This is a genomic window from Pseudorhodobacter sp. E13, assembly GCF_003991405.1.
Lineage (GTDB): Bacteria > Pseudomonadota > Alphaproteobacteria > Rhodobacterales > Rhodobacteraceae > Pseudorhodobacter.
Genome location: NZ_RPEN01000155.1, coordinates 73,378 through 90,241, shown reverse-complemented (window position 1 = coordinate 90,241; position 16,864 = coordinate 73,378). Strand labels below are relative to the sequence as shown.

Sequence of the window (16,864 nt, the reverse complement as noted above, 5' to 3'; positions counted from 1 at the left end):
CCCGAGGATATTTTTGCCGAAAAGAAAGCGCTGGGGCCTTGGAATTCCGGGGGTTGTCTTGCATCTGGGGCCGAGCCGTGGAAGCTAGAGCATGATCAACTGAAAGAGCCTGCTTGATGCTGCCCATCTTGTTCAAGACCTTGCCCTTTTTTGCGCTGATCGGGCTTGGCTATTGGGCGGGGCGGGTGCGGTTTTTCACGCCTGAGGCGACGGGCTGGCTGACGAAGTTTGTGTTTTATTTCGCGCTGTCGGCGATGCTGTTCCGCTTTGCCTCGAACCTGTCTTTGGCCGAGATTTGGGACGGGCGCTTTGTTGCGGCCTATCTTTGGGGCTGTGGCGTGGTTTATGCAATTGCCATGGGGGTTGCCTTTTGGCGCGGGATTTCGACCGAGGAAGCCGCGATCGAGGCGCAATGTGCGGTGATTGGCAACACAGGTTTTCTGGGCGTGCCGATGCTGGTGGTCTTGATGGGGCCACAGGCGGCGGGGCCGGTGTTGATGGTGCTTGCGATTGATCTGATTGTGTTTTCCACGATCATCACGCTGGTCATCACAGGCGTTCGCGAAGGGCGGATGAGCCTTGGTGTGTTGCGTGTGTTGGGGGTGGGGTTGCTGAAGAACCCGATGATCGTTTCGATGGTCTTGGGGCTTGGCTGGTCTGCCACCGGGTTTGCGGTGCCTGCCCCGATCAATGATTTCATGGCGTTGCTGGGCGGGGCTGCGACGCCGGGTGCCCTGTTCGCGATTGGGGCGTCGCTTGCCACCAAATCGGCGGAGCGGTTGGCGGTGGCGGGGTGGCTGTCGTTTTGCAAGCTGGTGTTGCACCCTGCCGCCGTGGCCTTTGCCGCGCTTGTGCTGTTCAAGGTGGAGCCCGGCCCTGCTGGTGTAATGATTGCCGCCGCCGCCTTGCCAGTGGCGGGCAATGTCTACATTCTGGCGCAGCATTTCGGGGTGGCCCCGCAGCGGGTTTCGGCCTCGATCCTGATATCAACCGCGATCAGCATCGTGACGGTGACGATTGTTATGGCCCTTGTCATGGGCTGAAGGGGAAGACGATGAAGACCATTTCTGAAAACCGGGCCTTTGGCGGTGTGCAAGGTGTGTATAGCCACGCCTCCGAGGTCTGTGGCTGTGATATGACCTTTGGTCTGTTCCTGCCCGAGGAGGCCGAGCATGAGGCGGTGCCGGTGATCTGGTATCTGTCGGGGCTGACCTGCACGCATGAAAACGCCATGACCAAGGCGGGCGCGCAAGGCTGGGCCGCCGAAAATGGTGTCGCGCTGATCTTTCCCGATACCAGCCCGCGCGGCGATCATGTGCCGGATGATGAGGCCTTTGATCTGGGCAAAGGCGCCGGGTTTTATGTGAACGCCACCGAAGGGAAATGGGCGCGGCATTTCAAGATGTGGGATTACCTGACCGAGGAATTGCCGCATCTGCTGTTCAGCGCCTATCCGTTGGACGAGGGCCGCCAAGCCATCATGGGCCATTCCATGGGGGGGCATGGGGCGCTGACGATTGCGATGTCTTTTCCCGGTCGCTTCCGCTCTGTTTCCGCCTTTGCGCCGATTGCCAACCCTTCGGCAAGTGACTGGGGGCGCAAGCAGTTCACCGCCTATCTGGGCGAGGATGAGGCGAAATGGGCGCCGCATGATGCGACCTTGCTGATGAAGAAGCGCGGCTTTGACGGGCCTATTCTGATTGATCAGGGCGCGGCGGATCAGTTTCTGGATCTGTTGAAGCCCGAAGCCTTGGCCGAGGCGATGATGGCCAGCCGGCAAAATGCGATGGTCCGCATGCAAAAGGGCTATGACCACAGCTATTACTTCGTCTCCAGCTTCATGGAGGATCATATCGCCTTTCACACCGAGGCGCTGTATGCGTAGCCGCGCATGACGGTGATCTATATCGACGCCGATGCCTGCCCGGTGAAGGCCGAGGCCGAAAAGGTGGCCACGCGGCATGGGTTGCGGATGATCCTTGTGTCGAACGGGGGCATTCGCCCGTCGCAGAACCCTTTGGTGGAAAGTGTGTTCGTTTCGGACGGGCCGGATGTGGCGGATATGTGGATTGCCGAACGCGCGGGTCTTGGTGATGTGGTCATCACGGGCGATATCCCCTTGGCCGCGAAATGCGTGGAGGCGGGGGCCAAGGTGTTGAAACACAATGGCGAGGAATTGCATGCCCGCAACATCGGGCAAGTGCTGGCCACGCGCGATCTGATGCAGGACCTGCGCAGCGCTGACCCGTTCCGGCAAGGCGGCGGCAAGCCGTTTTCCAAGGCCGACCGCTCGCGGTTTTCCGAAGCGCTGGAGCGGGTGACGCGCGCGGCAAAAGCGCTGTGATGTCGCGCAGGGAACAGACAGGGCCGCTTGTGCCGTGTTGCCTTGCCGGATGACCGATCATTCCGCCACTGACCGCCGTATCCTGCTGCTGGGCATTGCCTCGGCCATGGGGGCCTCGTGTTTCTTTTCCATCAATGACAGTTCGATCAAGTTCTTGTCGGGCGGCTATGCCTTGCATGAGATTGTGCTGATCCGGTCTTTGATCGGGCTGACGGTGATGATGGTTTTGGTGCTGCCCACGCGCGGCGGATTGGCGGCGTTTCGGACGCGGCGTCTGGGCCTGCATCTGCTGCGCGGTGGCTTTGTTGTCACCTCTAACTTCTGTTTCTTTCTGGGGCTGGCGGCGATGCCGATTGCCGATGCGGTGGCGTTGTTCTTTGTTGCGCCCTTGCTGATTACGGCGCTGTCGGTGCCGATGCTGGGCGAAAAGGTGGGCCCGCGCCGTTGGGCCGCTGTGGGGGTTGGGCTGATCGGTGTGATCATCATGCTGCGGCCGGGGATGGGGATATTCCACCCCGCCATGTTGCTGCCGCTGTTTGCTGCCTTTTGCTATGCGATGCTGCATATGCTGACGCGCCGCATGGGGGCCACGGAAAGTGCGGTCACGCTGACGCTTTATGTGCAGATGACCTTTGTCGCGGTCTGTATCCTGAGCGGGTTGGTGCTGGGCGGCGGGGCCTTTTACTCTGAGGCGAACGCCTCATTGGCCTTTCTGACGCGCCCTTGGGTCTGGCCCACGCCCGGCGACTGGCCGATTTTGGCACTGATCGGGCTGTCGTCGGCGATTGGGGCGCTGTTGATCACCCATGCCTACCGGTCTTGTGAGGCGGCGGTGGTGGCGCCGTTCGAATATATCTCCATGCCGTTGGCGATTGTGTTCGGGCTGGTGATTTTTGGCGAATGGCCGGACCCGATTGCATGGCTGGGCATCGCGCTGATTTGTGGCGCGGGGCTGTATGTGGTGTGGCGTGAAACCCGTGCCAATCCGGTGGATCCGCCCCTTGCATCCGCCCCCGGAAACCTGCGATCTTCGGCGCTTGGTGGGACGGAAACGGATAGCTGAGATGCAGACCCCAGAGGCGGTGATCTTTGACATCGGCAATGTGCTGATCGAATGGCAGCCGGAACGCTATTACGATGCCCGCATTGGCGAAGCGCGCCGCCGCGCCTTGTTTGCCGAGGTGGACCTGCACGGCATGAACGAACGCGTCGATGCAGGCGGGCTGTTCCGCGATACGATCTATGACACTGCCGCCGCCCATCCGAAATGGGAAGCCGAGATCCGCTGGTGGTATGACCATTGGATCAACCTTGCCTCTCCCCGGATTGAACTGTCGATCACCTTGCTGCGGCGGTTGCGGGCCAAGGGCATCCCGGTTTTCGCGCTGACGAATTTTGGCGATGATGCCTTTGCCTATGCGCAAACCCAGTATGAGTTTCTGAATGAGTTTGATCGCGCCTATGTCTCGGGCCGGATGAAAGTGACCAAACCCAGCCCCCGGATCTATGAGATGCTGGAGGCGGATTGCGGCATCAGCCCCGCGGCGCTTTTGTTTACCGATGACCGCGCGGAAAACATCGCCGCCGCCGCCGCGCGCGGGTGGCAAACCCATCTTTTCACCGGCCCGCAAGGCTGGGCCGATTGCCTGCACACCGCAGGACTGCTTACCCCACAGGAGGCCATGCCATGACCATTGAAATCGTCCCCGCCGAGGCGGAAACCCTGCTGAGCTGGCACAGCCTGACCGATGCGCTGGAGGCGGGGCACCGCTTGCCGCGCGCCGAGGTGGCCGACAGCTTGCTGTATCGGGGCAATGATACATTGCTGAACCGTGCGGCATGGATTGATGGCTTGGGCCAGTTGGTGAAATGCGCGACGGTATTTCCCGGCAATGGCGCGCATGGGCTGGCCTCGGTCAATGGGGCTGTCACGCTTTACGCCGATCAAACCGGCGTGCTGGAGGCGTTGGTGGATTTTCACCTTGTCACCAAATGGAAAACCGCCGGGGACAGCCTGCTTTCGGCCAAGAAACTGGCGCGGCCGGATAGTCGGAACATCTTGCTGGTGGGCGCGGGCACGGTTGCGGCGTCGATGATCAGCGCCTATTCCAGCCTGATCCCGGATGCGCGCTTCACCGTCTGGGGCCGCAATCCGGTGGCGGCCAAGGCCTTTGCCGACAGCCACGGCGTGCAGGTCGCCACAGAGCTTGAGGCCGCAACCCGCGCCGCCGATATCATCTGCACGGCCACCATGTCGAAAGAGCCGCTGATCATGGGCGAATGGTTGCAGCCCGGCCAGCACCTTGACCTGATCGGGGCCTATAGGCCCGACATGCGCGAGGTGGATGATGCCGCCATGGCCCGCGCCCGCGTCTTTGTCGATGCCCGCGCCACCACGCTGCACCATATTGGTGAGTTGATGAAACCACTGGCCTCTGGCGCGATTACCGAAGGCGATATCGAGGCGGATTTCTACGATCTGTCCAAGGGCACCTATGCCCGCCGCAGCGAGGATGAGATTACCATCGCCAAGAACGGCGGCGGCGCGCATCTGGACCTGATGACGGCCTCCTACATTCTGGCGGCGTGGAAAGGGCGGTAAAGGCGGCGGCTTGCGCCTGATATCAGGTGCAGGCAGGCGGCCTTAGCCCTTGGCGTTGAAGAAATCGCTGATCTTTTGCGCCAAGGGCTCGGAAATTCCGTCCACGGCCATCAGGTCAGGAATGGCCGCGCGGCTGACCGCCTTGGCCGAGCCGAAATGCGCCAGAAGCGCGCGTTTGCGGGCCGCGCCAACACCCGGAATATCATCCAAAGGCGTGGCGCTGACGGCTTTGGCGCGCTTGGCCCGATGCGCGCCAATGGCCCAGCGATGCGCCTCATCGCGCAGACGTTGCACGAAATACAGCACGGGGTCATTCATCCGCAGAGCAAAGGGGCGCTGGCCGGGGCGGTGGAATTCTTCCTTACCGTGATCACGGTCCACCCCTTTGGCGACACCGATCATGGCAATATCATCGACGCCGAGTTCGGCCATGATCCCTTCTACCGCCGAAACCTGCCCCGCCCCGCCGTCGATCAGCAACAGGTCCGGCCAGGCATCGGTTTTCCGATCGGGGTCTTCTTTCAGCAGGCGTTCAAAGCGGCGGGTCAGCACCTCTTTCATCATGCCGAAATCGTCGCTGTTGGCGCCCGCATCGGATTTGATGTTGAACTTGCGGTATTGCGATTTCAGGAACCCTTCGGCCCCCGCCACGATCATGCCGCCCACAGCATTGGTGCCCTGAATGTGGGAGTTGTCGTAAACCTCGATCCGTTTGGGCGGGGCGTCCAGATCAAAGGCTTCGGCCAGACCGGACAGCAGTTTGTTCTGCGTGGCACTTTCCGACATTTTCCGCGCAAGGCTTTCGCGGGCGTTGCGGGCGGCGTTTTCCACCAGCTCGGCCTTTTCGCCGCGTTGGGGCACGGACATTTCCACCTTGCGGCCCGCGCGTTCCGACAAGGCCTGCGCGACAAGGTCATCATTATCGACAGGATGCGACAGCAACAGCAGGCGCGGCGGTTCCTTGTCGTCATAGAACTGGGTCAGGAAGGCTTCCAGAATCTCCGGCTCCTCGGCCCCGGCCGGGGTGCGGGGGTAGAAATCGCGGTTGCCCCAGCTTTGATTGGCGCGGATGAAGAACACCTGCACACAGGCCTGCCCGTTTTCCAGATGCAGCGCGATCACATCCGCCTCGGCCACGCCACGCGGGTTGATCCCTTGCGCCGATTGCACCTGCGTCAGCGCCTTGATCCGGTCGCGCAGCGCGGCGGCGCGTTCAAACTCCATCTCCTCGGATGCCCGCGACATTTCAGCGGCCAGATTGGCCTGCACATCGGTGGTCTTGCCTTCCAGAAAGCGCTTGGAATCGGCCACGAGGCGCCCGTAATCCTCGGCGCTGATCTTGTCGACGCAAGGCCCGGCGCAGCGCTTGATCTGATATTGCAGGCACGGGCGGGTGCGGCTGGCAAACATCGCGTCTGAGCAGTTGCGCAGCAAAAACACGCGCTGCAACTGGTTCAGCGTCCGGTTCACCGCGCCTGCACTGGCGAAGGGGCCAAAGTAATGCCCCTTTTCCGACCGTTTGCCGCGATGCTTCTTGATCATCGGGAAAGGGTGATCGGTCGGGATCAGGATATTGGGAAACGATTTGTCATCGCGCAGCAGCACGTTATAGCGCGGTTTCAGCTGCTTGATCAGGTTCTGTTCCAGCAGCAGCGCCTCGGTTTCGGTGCGCGTGGTCAGGAACATCATCGACGCGGTTTCCGAGATCATTCGCGCAATCCGGCCCGAATGTCCCGAAGGCCGTGCATAGTTGGAAACCCGGTTCCGCAGGTTGCGCGCCTTGCCGACGTAAAGCACCTCGGACGCCGCATTCAACATCCGGTAGACCCCCGGAGAGCCATCTATCGTTTTAAGATAGGCCTGAATGACGCCATGCCCGGTCGGGATTTCTGCTCCGTCTTCTGTCACGCGCTAAACTTCCGTCTGAGATACGTTGATTCCCCTGATCGCTGCAATGAACCACGGGCCGGGGCAAGAGGAAACCTATCCCCGGTTTCTGTGGATAACTCTGTTAGGAATAATCTGCCAGTCCGGAATTTCCCTTGTATTTGGCCCCTTTCCAAGCATTGCCTAAAAAATGGGCATATTTGCAAATATCTGATTTCAAACAATATTTTATTATACGCATGGCAAATAACTGAAAAGAAAGGAGAAATAGTAACGATTCTGTAACGAACCCGTGTGCGGTGCACAACTTGTCGCAGGGTCAAGGCCGAAACCTACTGATCGCCGATAATATCCGGTGTTTTCCAGCTGAGATGTTGGCCGCCATCGACGCAAAGCACCTGCCCGGTAACGGCGGGCGCATCGAGGAAAAACCCGAGAGCGGCGGTGATATCCGACGGGTTCGCGCCCCGTTGCAGCGGGCTGTTGGCGCGCTGGCTGGAAAAGTGGTCTTGCGTCTGGCGGGTGCCGATCATGGTGGTGCCGGGGCCAATGCCATTGACGCGGATCTGCGGTGCAAGCCCCTGTGCGGCGGTTTGGGTTAGCGCCCACAGCCCCATTTTCGCCAGCGTATAGGTCATGAATTCGGGCGTCAGTTTGCGGATGCGTTGGTCCAGCATATTGACGATCAGCGACGGGGCAAGCGCCTCTCCGTTTTCGTCAAGGGTCGCGGGCAGGGCCTGGGCCGCGAAAGCCTGCGTCAGCAGAAAGGGCGCGCGCAGGTTAGAGCCGATATGCCGGTCCCAACTGCTGCGGGTGGCGCTGCGGATGCTGTCATATTCAAAGATCGACGCATTGTTGACCAACACGGTCAGCGGCCCGCCCAGTGCCTCTGTCGCGCGGGGGATAAGGGATGCGGTTTCATCCTCGTCCAGCAGATCGGCTTGCAGGGCGACGGCGCGGCGACCCATCGCCTCAATCTCGGCCACTGTCGCATCGGCATCGGCGGCGGAACTGGCGTAATGGATGGCGACATCATGGCCCCGTTTGGCCAAATACAGGGCCATCGCCCGGCCCAATCTGCGTGCAGCCCCGGTGACAAGTGCGCGTGCCATATTACACCACCAATGAAACGGTATAGACGGCATAGGCCGCCACAAAAAGCGCACCGACGGTGCGAGTGATATCATGCCGCATCAGGATAAACGGGATCAGCAGCAACGAGGTCGCCGCCATCACCCACAGGTCCGATTGCAGCATCGACGCAGGCACCGGGATCGGGCCGACAAAGCCCGCCACCCCGATAATGCCCAAAAGGTTGAACACGTTAGAGCCGATCACATTGCCCATCGCCACATCGGCCTGTTTCTTGAACGCCGCGATCACCGAGGTTGCCAGTTCCGGCAGCGAGGTGCCAACGGCGACCAGCGTCAAGCCGATCACGGTTTCCGAAATCCCAAAGATGCGGGCGATATTGGCGGCCCCTTCCACCAGAAAATCTGCGCCAAGGGGCAGGCCGATGATGCCAGCCAGCAGAAAGGCGATGATCTTCCACCACGGGGCGGACAGGTCTGCGCCTTCCAGATCATCGACCGAGGCAGCCGTGCGCGCCCCGCGGGCGCTGCGGATGTTGTCCAGGATCATCAGCGCCAAGCCAACCAGCAAAATCGCGGCATGCCACCAGGTGATTGGCCCCATGAAGCACAGCACGATGAACAATGCCGTTGCGGCCAGCATGGTGATAAACCCGCGCGACACGCCCAAGGTGCTGGAATGAATGGTCGTGATCATCGCGGGGACGCCCAGCACCAGCAGGATATTGGCGATGTTGGACCCCACGACATTGCCCAGCGCGATGCCCGGCACACCGTCCAGAATGGCGCTGACCGACACCAGCAATTCGGGCGCCGAGGTGCCAAAGGCCACCACCGTCAGGCCCACGATCAGCGGCGGAATCCCCAGCCGCAAGCTGAGATTGACCGAGCCGCGCACCAAGGCATCACCGGCCAGCACCAGCAGCACAAGCCCTGCAATCACATATACAACATCCATCAGCACAGCGCGGCTATCCCTTGTTTCCGGTGGATTTTTGGCAGTCACAGCCATGGGAGCCGATGATATGGCGGCCGCATTTCAGGCAGGTCACGGGCTTGCGCCGGGTGGCGTCGCGCATCCGCTTTGGCGCAAGGCTGCCCAGCCACCCCAGTTTGCCAAACATCGCCAAGACCACGATCACGACCAGAAAAAGAGAGACGAATTTAACCACGATCAAAGCCCGAACCGGGACCAGAGCGCGCGCTCTTCCACCTCGGCCATTGTTGCGGCGGCGATATCTGCGCCCATCTGGCCAAGGCCAAAGCGGCTAAGGAAGGGTTTGCGCTGCCCCATCGGGCGCAGGGCCACCTTATCGCCGTAAAGCGCCTTCATCTTTGGCACCAGATGCGCCACGCCATCGGCCAGCCCCAGTTCCACCGCGCCCTGCCCCACCCAGATATCGGCGTTGAACAGGTCGGTGGTGGTGCTGAGCCGTTGGCCGCGCCGGGCCTTCACATGGGCGATAAACGCCTCATGGATCGGTGCTTGCAGCGCCTTCAGGCGGGCGACATCTTCGGGCTTTTCGGGCAGGAACGGATCGGCCAGCGACTTAGAGGTGCCTGCCGTATGCACGCGCCGCTCTACCCCGTGTTTGGCCATCAGACCGGGGAAACCGAAACTGGCAAAAATAACCCCGATGGACCCGACGATAGAGCTGTTATCGACCCAGATATTATCGGCGGCGCAGGCCAGCCAATAGCCCCCCGAGGCGGCGACATCTTCGACAAAGGCATGCACGGGGATGCCCTTTTCATCCGCCAACCTGCGGATACGCGCGGCGATCAGGCTGGATTGCACCGCCGACCCGCCGGGGGAATTGATGACCAAGGCCACGGCGGTGGGTTTGCCACGCGAAAACGCGCGTTCGATCAGCGGGGCAAGGGCCGCATCGCTGAGGGCGGGGCTGAAACGGCTGCCGCCGCCGATGGCGCCGGACAGGCGGATCACCGGGACGAAGGCCGGCTTGTTCAGAAAGGGGATGTGTTTGCGCATGTGGCCGATGTAAGCTGCACTGCCCTGCCCGACAAGGCGGCTTGCGCTGGAAGTTGCGGATTTCTTGCGCTGCGTGGCATTTCCTGCAAGGTATCGCGCAGGTCTGGCGCGCAAAAGCCCTGCCAGCACAGGGGCGAAAACCGGGGGGCCGTGATGATCGACAAGCTGGAGATGTTTCTCGCCCTTGCGGCAGAGGCGCATTTTGGCCGCGCCGCTTTGCGCTGCGGCGTCACGCAACCCACGCTGTCTTCGGCAATCCGGCAGTTGGAGGATCAGCTTGGCGTGCAACTGGTGTTTCGCGGCTCTCGCTTTCAGGGGCTGACGCCGGAAGGGCAGCGCGCGCTGGATTGGGCGCGGCGGATCGTGGCCGATGCCCGTGCGCTGCGGGCTGAAATGCGCGCCGCCAAAGAGGGGCTGACGGGCGTGTTGCGCCTTGGCGTCATTCCCACCGCCCTGCCGGTGATCGCCGATCTGACCGGACCGTTTGCGCAAAAGCACCCCGGTGTGCGCTTGCAGATCACCTCGCACACCTCCACCGAGATTTTGGCGGGGATTGAGGCGTTGGAGCTGGATGCGGGCCTGACCTATCTGGACAATGAACCTTTGGGCCGGGTGATCTCTGCCCCGGTTTACACCGAGTTTTACCGACTGCTATGTGCCAAGGGGTCGCCCCTGTCGGGGCAGCGCCAAGTGACCTGGGCCGAGGTTGCGGCACAGCCTTTGTGCCTGCTGACCAGTGACATGCAGAACCGCCGCATCATCAACCAGCATCTGGCCGAGGCCGGAACCCGGGTTGAGGCACAGGTGGAAAGCAATTCCTCCATCGCGCTGATCTCGCATGTGCGCACCGGGTTCTGGGCCTCGGTCGTGCCGATGGGGCTGGCGCAGATGGTGACGGAAGGCGATCTGGTCGCCATTCCAATTGTGGAGCCAGAGGCAGAGCATCAAGTCGGCCTTGTCGCCGCCCCGCGTGACCCGCTGACCCCGATGGTCGAGGCGCTGTTTACGCTCGCGCGCCGCAGGGCGCGGCCGGGCTGAACCCGCCCGGCCTGACGATCCAACGCCAAGCGGTTGCCCGCTGCTGTCTGTGGCGGCGGGTGGTATCCGCCCCTTTGTTGTGCGGCAAAACCATGGCCCCTACCGTGCCGGGGGCGTGCGGTTAGTCGTATTGGCGCAGGTCTTCGATCACCTTGCCGTCATTGGGCAGCGAGCCCGGCGGAACCAGTTCAACCTTGCCCCGAAGCTTCAGCGTTTCAAGGACGGTCCCTTCATATAACGCCGGATTTGCCGCGCGGGTTTCAACCTTTATTGTCATTTCGTCCATTTCGCCGTTCCGGGTGGCAATAACCCGCGCACGGCTCACCTCTTCATGGGCGGCGACGAAGGCGGCCACTTGTTCGGGGCGCACGAACATGCCCTTGATCTTGGTGGTCTGGTCGGCGCGGCCCATCCAGCCCTTGATGCGGGTGTTGGTGCGCCCGCAAGGGCTGGTGCCTTCCATGATCGCAGACAGATCGCCGGTGGCAAAGCGGATCAGCGGGTAATCGGGGTTCAGCGTGGTGACGATCACCTCGCCCACCTCGCCCGGCGCGACCGGGTCGCCGGTGCCGGGGCGCACGATTTCAACGATCACGCCTTCGTCCAGAATCATCCCCTCCATCGCGGGGGATTCGTAGGCGATATTGCCAAGATCGGCCGTGGCATAGCATTGCAGCGTCTGGATGCCCCTGTCCGCGTATTCCTTGCGCAAAGACGGGAACAGCGCACCGCCGCCCACCGCCGCGCGGGTGATCTTCAACCGCTCGCCCGTGGCGTCGGCCTTGTCCAGAATGATCTTCAGGTAATCCGGTGTGCCCGCATAAGCGGTAGAACCGATATCCACCGCCGCGCGCACCTGCAATTCGGTTTGCCCGGTCCCTGCGGGGATCACCTTTGCCCCCACGGCCCGCGCGCCGGAATCGAAAATCATGCCCGCTGGCGTCAGGTGATAGCCAAAGCAGTTCTGCACGATATCCGCAGCACCAATGCCGCAGGCGTGCAGGAACCGGCCCATGCGCCACCAGTCATGGCTGGTGCCGCCGGGTTCATAGATCGGCCCCGGCGATTGAAAGATGTGGTGGATATTGGCGGTGGGGATGCCGCCAAAGGGCGGGTTTTCCTTTTGCCAAGTGCTCAGGTCCGATTTGCGCAGCACCGGCAGCTTGGCCAGATCGGCGAGCGTTTGCGGTTGCACATCGGTGATGCGGCAGGCCCCCGGCGCGGTCGCGACCCGCGCGATCTGGGCGCAAAGCTGGCGCAACTGATCGGCTTCGCGCTGATCCTGACTGCGGGTTTCCAAGGCGTCGAAATGGGTCATGGCTAAATCCTTCATGCCAGCCACCGCTTGCGGCGGCGATAGCTGCGGACATCCCGAAAGCTTTTGCGGCCCTTGTCGGACATGCCGAGGTAAAACTCTTTCACATCCGGGTTTTCGCGCAATTCTTGCGCGGTGCCTTCCATCACCACGCGGCCCGATTCCAGAATGTAACCGGTATGGGCATAGCGCAGGGCAACGTTGGTATTCTGTTCCGCCAGAAGGAAGGTCACGCCTTCGTTTTCATTCACGGCTTTCACAATCTCAAAAATCTGTTCGACGAGTTGCGGCGCAAGGCCCATCGACGGCTCATCCAGCAAGATCATCGACGGGCGGCTCATCAATGCGCGACCGATGGCGCACATCTGCTGCTCCCCGCCCGAGGTATAGCCAGCCTGCGATTTGCGGCGTTCGCGCAGGCGTGGGAAGTAGTTATACACCATCTCCAGATCGGCGCTGATCGCCCCTGCCCCTTGCGTGCGGGTATAGGCGCCCGTCAGCAAGTTTTCCTCAACCGTCAGATGCTCAAAGCAGTGGCGGCCTTCCATCACCTGAATGACGCCGTTGCGCACCATTTCGGCGGGGTCACGGTTGGCGATATTCTGGCCGCTGAAAGAGATGGAGCCCTTCGTCACCTCGCCGCGTTCGGAATGCAGCAGGTTGGAAATCGCCTTGAGCGTGGTGGTCTTGCCCGCGCCATTGCCCCCCAAAAGGGCGGTGATCCGGCCTTTCGGCACGGTCAGGCTGACACCCTTCAACACGAGGATGACGTGGTTATAAATCACCTCGATATTGTTGACTTCAAGCAGCGTTTCCGGCGTTTGGGGTGCGTCCAGCATGGGCTTCATCTTTGCAAAAATATTCGGAATCTCCGGCCGCCACGGGTGCAGCGGCCGAAGGGTTGCGCGCTTAGTTGCAGCGTGCGGTGATGTTGTTTTCCTTGGCGAAAGCTTCGGAATCCTCCATGATAAGCGGCTTGATCACGTCCATGTCCGGCTCAATCCAGCCGGTGATCAGGTTCCACTTCTTCGCGGCGGCATCCCACTGCTGCAAGCGGGCCATGCCGGGGCCGCCGTGATCTTCGCAGGTGGATTTGAAGGCTTGGCCAAAGTCCGGCAGACCAAGTTCGGCCATGCGGGCCTCGGTGATTTCAAGGTTTTCGAAACCAGCCAGTGCCTGCTGTGCGTTGATGGCCGATGTACCTGCAATGCCTTGCGCGGTGCGCAGCGCCTCGGCGATGACCATGGCTGCATACATGCCGCGCGAATACAGCACGGTGCCAACCTGATCGCCTGCGCCAGCACCTTTGCCCGCATCAGCGACATATTTCTTCAGGTCGGCATAGACGGGGTAATCCATCCCGGTGCCGTGCATCGTCAGCGCCTTGTAGCCATTCGCGCCATCACCTGCGGGCAGCACGTCATGTTCTGCGCCCGACCACCAGATGCCGATGAACTGGTCCATCGGGTATTTGATGTTGACCGCTTCCTGAATCGCCACGGCGTTCATCACGCCCCAGCCATACATGATGACGTTATCCGGCTTTTCGCGACGGATTTGCAGCCATTGCGATTTCTGTTCCTGGCCGGGGTGGTCGACGGGCAGCAGGCTCAGCTCAAACCCGTGCTTCTTGGCCAGTTCTTCCAGCGTGCGGATCGGTTCCTTGCCATAGGCCGAGTTGTGGTAGACCAGCGCGATTTTCTTGCCCTTCAGGTCGCCGCCGTTTTCATCCAGCAGATATTTGATCGCCACAGAAGCCGCCGTCCAATAGTTCGCCGGATAGTTGAACACATTGGAAAACACCTTGCCGTTGGACGCCGAGGTGCGGCCATAGCCGGGGGTATACAGCGCGATGCCATCAGCCGTGACCTTGGGGATCAGCTGATAGGTGATGCCGGTGGACAAGGGGTTGTAAACCAGCGCGCCCTGACCCTTGGTCGCCTCATAGCATTCCACGCCTTTTTCGGTGTTATAGGCGGTTTCGCATTCCGGCACGACGACCTTTTCGCCGCCGATGCCGCCGTCACGCTCGTTCAGCAGGGTGAAATAGTCCTGAAAGCCGTCAGCATAGGGAATGCCACCCGGGGCATAGGGGCCTGTGCGATACGACAGGCTGGGCACGACCAGATCGGCCATTGCCGGGGCTGCGGCCATCATGGCGGCTGCAACCAAAGCGGTGAATTTCATTTTCATTTTCAAGTCTCCTCCCAAAGATTGATTGTCTTGTTGATGTGCCAAGGCCCTAATGCGGGAAGGGCCAGAGGCGTAGTTTCTCTTTCGCCAAGCGCCAAAGCTGGGCAATGCCATGCGGTTCGGCGATCAGGAATGTGATGATAAGCCCACCGATGATCATCAGTTCGATATGGGCGGCAAGGTCGGTCGGCCAGCCCAGCATGCCAACCAAGACGTTCTTGAGGAACACCGGCAGCAGCACCAGAAACGCCGCGCCCGCAAGGCTGCCAAAGATCGAGCCAAGCCCCCCGATGATGACCATGAACAGGATCAGAAAGGATTTCTGGATGCCAAAGCTTTCGCCCACCTCTGCGGCCCCCAGATAGACCGCAAAGAACAGCGCCCCGGCCACGCCGATAAAGAAGCTGGAGATGGCAAAGGCCGAGAGTTTGGCCGCCAGCGGGTTCACCCCGATGATCTCGGCGGCGATATCCATGTCGCGGATCGCCATCCATTTGCGGCCCACAGCGCCCCGCGTCAGGTTGCGGGCCAGCCATGCCAGCGCCAACAGAATGACCGCGCAGAACAGGTATTTGGCCGAGGCTGTGGTGTTGGGACCGGTGATGATGATGCCAAGGATATCGCGTTCCGGCGCGGAAATCTGGCCGGAGGCGGAGTAGTTGTAAAACCACGGCACCTTGTTGAACAGCCAGACCAGAAAGAACTGCGCCGCCAGCGTGGCCACCGCCAGATAGAACCCTTTGATCCGCAGGCTGGGCAGGCCGAACAGCACGCCGACCAGCGCCGTGATGCCACCCGCCAGCAGCACATGGATCAGAATGGACACCTCGGGGAACGCGGTCATCAGCTTGTAGACCGCATAGGCCCCCACAGCCATGAACCCGCCCGTGCCAAGGCTGACTTGCCCGCAATAGCCGACCAGAATGTTCAAGCCGATGGCAGCGATGGAATAGATCAGGAAGGGCACAAAGACCGCATTGGCCCAGTAGTCATTGATGAAAAACGGGATGACACCAAAGGCCACCGCCAGCACGGCATAATAGCGGATGCGATCAAACTTGATCGGAAAGGTTTGGCTGTCTTCGCTATAGGTGGTCTTGAAATCACCGGCTTCACGGTAAAACATTAGCCATTCCCTTCTGACGCTTGAAATTCCGCCTCAAGATGCGACCGGTCGGCGCGTTTTGGGGCCGGGGCGTAACCGCTTTCCTCGCTATAGCGCACCAGCCGCAGATAGGCCCAAAGCCCCAAGCCACCGCCCAGTGCCGCCAAGATCAGGGCGGTGACGGTTTGGGCGGTATTGGTCCAATCGGCGGACAGCGCGAGGTAGCCAAAGGCCCAGAACCCGGCCCATGCGACCACATTCGTGACTGCGATGATCTTTTGAACGGGGGATGCCGCCATGTCAGACCCTTTCGATGATTTTTTCGCCAAACAGGCCCTGTGGCCGAAAGACGAGGAACAAAAGCGCCAGCACATAGGCGAACCAGTTTTCAGTCGCGCCGCCGATCATCGGGCCGATGGCGAATTCAAACAGCTTTTCGCCCATGCCGATGATCAAGCCTCCGACAATCGCTCCGGGGATAGAGGTAAAGCCGCCCAGCATCAGCACCGGCAGCGCCTTGAGCGCGATCAGCGAGAGCGAGAACTGCACCCCGGATTTGGAGCCCCACATGATGCCTGCGACCAGCGCCACAAAGCCCGCGATAGACCAGACCAGCACCCAGATAAACCGCAGGCTGATGCCAACGGACAGGGCGGCCTGATGGTCATCGGCTACCGCCCGCAGCGCGCGGCCATATTTGGTATATTGGGAAAACAGCGTCAGCGCGATCACCAGCGCCGCCGCAACAAGGGCCGCAACGATATCCAGCTTGTCGATAAAGAATCCATAGCCGAACCAGTTATAGGTCACTTCCTCGATCGTGTCGGAAATGCCTTGCGGCAGACCTACGTCCAGCTTCTTGATATCCGAACCCCACATCACATCACCCAGACCTTCAAGGAAATAGGCAAGGCCGATGGTGGCCATGAACAGGATGATCGGTTCCTGATTGACCAGATGTTTAAGGATATAGCGTTCGATGACAATCGCGATGCCAACCATCACCAAAGCCGTCAGCGCAATGGCGACCACCGCGGGCAGCGTCCAGCCGAAATGGTGCAGGTCGGTGCCGAATATGGCGTTGATGATATGGGCAAAGGGTATTTGCCCTTCCTGCAACCCCACCAACGTCAGCGCAGCAAACAGCGCCAGCACGCCTTGGGCATAGTTGAAAATGCCCGATGCCTTGAAGATCAGCACAAAGCCAAGGGCGACAAGGGAATACATTACCCCGGCCATCAGCCCGTTCAGCATCACCTCGGCGGCGTAAAAGAAGGTATCTGGCATCAAAGCATC

Annotated in this window: 18 protein-coding genes; 7 read left to right on the top strand and 11 right to left on the bottom strand. The window is 60.9% G+C overall.

Annotated elements, in window-relative coordinates; translation table 11 throughout:
- Positions 1-116: 116 nt before the first annotated feature.
- The 6 genes from EGN72_RS10115 to EGN72_RS10090 are packed head-to-tail and all read left to right on the top strand — an operon-like array spanning position 117 to position 4,946.
- Positions 117-1,043: an AEC family transporter gene (locus tag EGN72_RS10115; RefSeq protein WP_127047152.1), complete on the top strand. Its 927-nt coding sequence runs from the start codon at positions 117-119 to the stop codon at positions 1,041-1,043.
- An 11-nt stretch (positions 1,044-1,054) separates the two neighbouring features.
- On the top strand, positions 1,055-1,885 hold the full coding sequence (gene fghA, locus EGN72_RS10110; protein ID WP_127047150.1) for an S-formylglutathione hydrolase: 831 nt from the start codon (positions 1,055-1,057) through the stop codon (positions 1,883-1,885).
- Between the two features lie 6 nt (positions 1,886-1,891).
- Positions 1,892-2,344 carry a YaiI/YqxD family protein gene (locus EGN72_RS10105; RefSeq protein WP_127047148.1) on the top strand — a complete coding sequence of 151 codons (453 nt, stop codon included), beginning with the start codon at positions 1,892-1,894 and terminating at the stop codon, positions 2,342-2,344.
- A gap of 49 nt (positions 2,345-2,393) precedes the next feature.
- Positions 2,394-3,407: a DMT family transporter gene (locus EGN72_RS10100; RefSeq protein ID WP_127047146.1), complete on the top strand. Its 1,014-nt coding sequence runs from the start codon at positions 2,394-2,396 to the stop codon at positions 3,405-3,407.
- A 1-nt stretch (position 3,408) separates the two neighbouring features.
- Positions 3,409-4,035, top strand: a complete 627-nt coding sequence (locus EGN72_RS10095) for an HAD family phosphatase (RefSeq protein ID WP_127047144.1) — start codon at positions 3,409-3,411, stop codon at positions 4,033-4,035.
- Entirely contained in the window at positions 4,032-4,946 is a 915-nt protein-coding gene (locus EGN72_RS10090) for an ornithine cyclodeaminase family protein (protein WP_127047142.1), read from the top strand. Before EGN72_RS10095 ends, EGN72_RS10090 begins: the two co-directional genes overlap by 4 nt.
- A 42-nt stretch (positions 4,947-4,988) precedes the next feature.
- Here the strand turns inward: EGN72_RS10090 and uvrC are convergent, their stop codons facing one another.
- The 5 genes from uvrC to EGN72_RS10065 all read right to left on the bottom strand — a co-directional run bounded on the left by uvrC (position 4,989) and on the right by EGN72_RS10065 (position 9,917).
- Entirely contained in the window at positions 4,989-6,854 is a 1,866-nt protein-coding gene (uvrC, locus tag EGN72_RS10085) for an excinuclease ABC subunit UvrC (RefSeq protein ID WP_127047140.1), read from the bottom strand.
- Between the two features lie 311 nt (positions 6,855-7,165).
- Complete coding sequence (locus tag EGN72_RS10080; protein WP_127047138.1) at positions 7,166-7,945, bottom strand: SDR family oxidoreductase; 780 nt, start codon at positions 7,943-7,945, stop codon at positions 7,166-7,168.
- Position 7,946: 1 nt separating this feature from the next.
- A complete protein-coding gene (locus EGN72_RS10075; protein WP_127047433.1) occupies positions 7,947-8,882 on the bottom strand; it encodes a calcium/sodium antiporter in 936 nt (311 codons plus the stop codon).
- Positions 8,883-8,895: 13 nt separating this feature from the next.
- On the bottom strand, positions 8,896-9,096 hold the full coding sequence (locus EGN72_RS10070; RefSeq protein ID WP_233587113.1) for a hypothetical protein: 201 nt from the start codon (positions 9,094-9,096) through the stop codon (positions 8,896-8,898).
- Positions 9,097-9,098: 2 nt separating this feature from the next.
- Positions 9,099-9,917, bottom strand: a complete 819-nt coding sequence (locus EGN72_RS10065; RefSeq protein ID WP_127047431.1) for a S49 family peptidase — start codon at positions 9,915-9,917, stop codon at positions 9,099-9,101.
- 153 nt (positions 9,918-10,070) lie between these two features.
- On the opposite strand from EGN72_RS10065, the gene EGN72_RS10060 reads away from it, so the two are divergent.
- A complete protein-coding gene (locus tag EGN72_RS10060) occupies positions 10,071-10,955 on the top strand; it encodes a LysR family transcriptional regulator (protein ID WP_127047134.1) in 885 nt (294 codons plus the stop codon).
- A gap of 121 nt (positions 10,956-11,076) precedes the next feature.
- On the opposite strand, the gene EGN72_RS10055 is transcribed toward EGN72_RS10060, so the two are convergent.
- The 6 genes from EGN72_RS10055 to EGN72_RS10030 form a co-directional block, all read right to left on the bottom strand.
- Entirely contained in the window at positions 11,077-12,273 is a 1,197-nt protein-coding gene (locus tag EGN72_RS10055; RefSeq protein WP_127047132.1) for a phenylacetate--CoA ligase family protein, read from the bottom strand.
- Positions 12,274-12,284: 11 nt separating this feature from the next.
- On the bottom strand, positions 12,285-13,109 hold the full coding sequence (locus tag EGN72_RS10050) for an ABC transporter ATP-binding protein (RefSeq protein ID WP_127047130.1): 825 nt from the start codon (positions 13,107-13,109) through the stop codon (positions 12,285-12,287).
- 70 nt (positions 13,110-13,179) lie between these two features.
- Positions 13,180-14,463: an ABC transporter substrate-binding protein gene (locus EGN72_RS10045; RefSeq protein ID WP_127047128.1), complete on the bottom strand. Its 1,284-nt coding sequence runs from the start codon at positions 14,461-14,463 to the stop codon at positions 13,180-13,182.
- 49 nt (positions 14,464-14,512) lie between these two features.
- Positions 14,513-15,589 (bottom strand): branched-chain amino acid ABC transporter permease, encoded by a 1,077-nt coding sequence (locus EGN72_RS10040; protein ID WP_127047126.1) that lies wholly within the window; start codon positions 15,587-15,589, stop codon positions 14,513-14,515.
- On the bottom strand, positions 15,589-15,867 hold the full coding sequence (locus tag EGN72_RS10035; protein WP_127047124.1) for a hypothetical protein: 279 nt from the start codon (positions 15,865-15,867) through the stop codon (positions 15,589-15,591). Before EGN72_RS10035 ends, EGN72_RS10040 begins: the two co-directional genes overlap by 1 nt.
- A 1-nt stretch (position 15,868) precedes the next feature.
- Entirely contained in the window at positions 15,869-16,855 is a 987-nt protein-coding gene (locus EGN72_RS10030; protein ID WP_199743730.1) for a branched-chain amino acid ABC transporter permease, read from the bottom strand.
- Positions 16,856-16,864: the final 9 nt, after the last annotated feature.

Coding starts and splice junctions, on each gene's coding strand:
- EGN72_RS10095 (WP_127047144.1), top strand. CDS start 3,409: ATGCAGACCCCAGAGGCGGTGATCTTTGACATCGGCAATGTGCTGATC.
- fghA (WP_127047150.1), top strand. CDS start 1,055: ATGAAGACCATTTCTGAAAACCGGGCCTTTGGCGGTGTGCAAGGTGTG.
- EGN72_RS10045 (WP_127047128.1), bottom strand. CDS start 14,463: ATGAAAATGAAATTCACCGCTTTGGTTGCAGCCGCCATGATGGCCGCA.
- EGN72_RS10105 (WP_127047148.1), top strand. CDS start 1,892: ATGACGGTGATCTATATCGACGCCGATGCCTGCCCGGTGAAGGCCGAG.
- EGN72_RS10090 (WP_127047142.1), top strand. CDS start 4,032: ATGACCATTGAAATCGTCCCCGCCGAGGCGGAAACCCTGCTGAGCTGG.
- EGN72_RS10055 (WP_127047132.1), bottom strand. CDS start 12,273: ATGACCCATTTCGACGCCTTGGAAACCCGCAGTCAGGATCAGCGCGAA.
- EGN72_RS10035 (WP_127047124.1), bottom strand. CDS start 15,867: ATGGCGGCATCCCCCGTTCAAAAGATCATCGCAGTCACGAATGTGGTC.
- EGN72_RS10030 (WP_199743730.1), bottom strand. CDS start 16,855: ATGCCAGATACCTTCTTTTACGCCGCCGAGGTGATGCTGAACGGGCTG.
- EGN72_RS10050 (WP_127047130.1), bottom strand. CDS start 13,109: ATGCTGGACGCACCCCAAACGCCGGAAACGCTGCTTGAAGTCAACAAT.
- EGN72_RS10060 (WP_127047134.1), top strand. CDS start 10,071: ATGATCGACAAGCTGGAGATGTTTCTCGCCCTTGCGGCAGAGGCGCAT.
- EGN72_RS10100 (WP_127047146.1), top strand. CDS start 2,394: ATGACCGATCATTCCGCCACTGACCGCCGTATCCTGCTGCTGGGCATT.
- EGN72_RS10080 (WP_127047138.1), bottom strand. CDS start 7,945: ATGGCACGCGCACTTGTCACCGGGGCTGCACGCAGATTGGGCCGGGCG.
- EGN72_RS10040 (WP_127047126.1), bottom strand. CDS start 15,589: ATGTTTTACCGTGAAGCCGGTGATTTCAAGACCACCTATAGCGAAGAC.
- EGN72_RS10115 (WP_127047152.1), top strand. CDS start 117: ATGCTGCCCATCTTGTTCAAGACCTTGCCCTTTTTTGCGCTGATCGGG.
- EGN72_RS10075 (WP_127047433.1), bottom strand. CDS start 8,882: ATGGATGTTGTATATGTGATTGCAGGGCTTGTGCTGCTGGTGCTGGCC.
- EGN72_RS10065 (WP_127047431.1), bottom strand. CDS start 9,917: ATGCGCAAACACATCCCCTTTCTGAACAAGCCGGCCTTCGTCCCGGTG.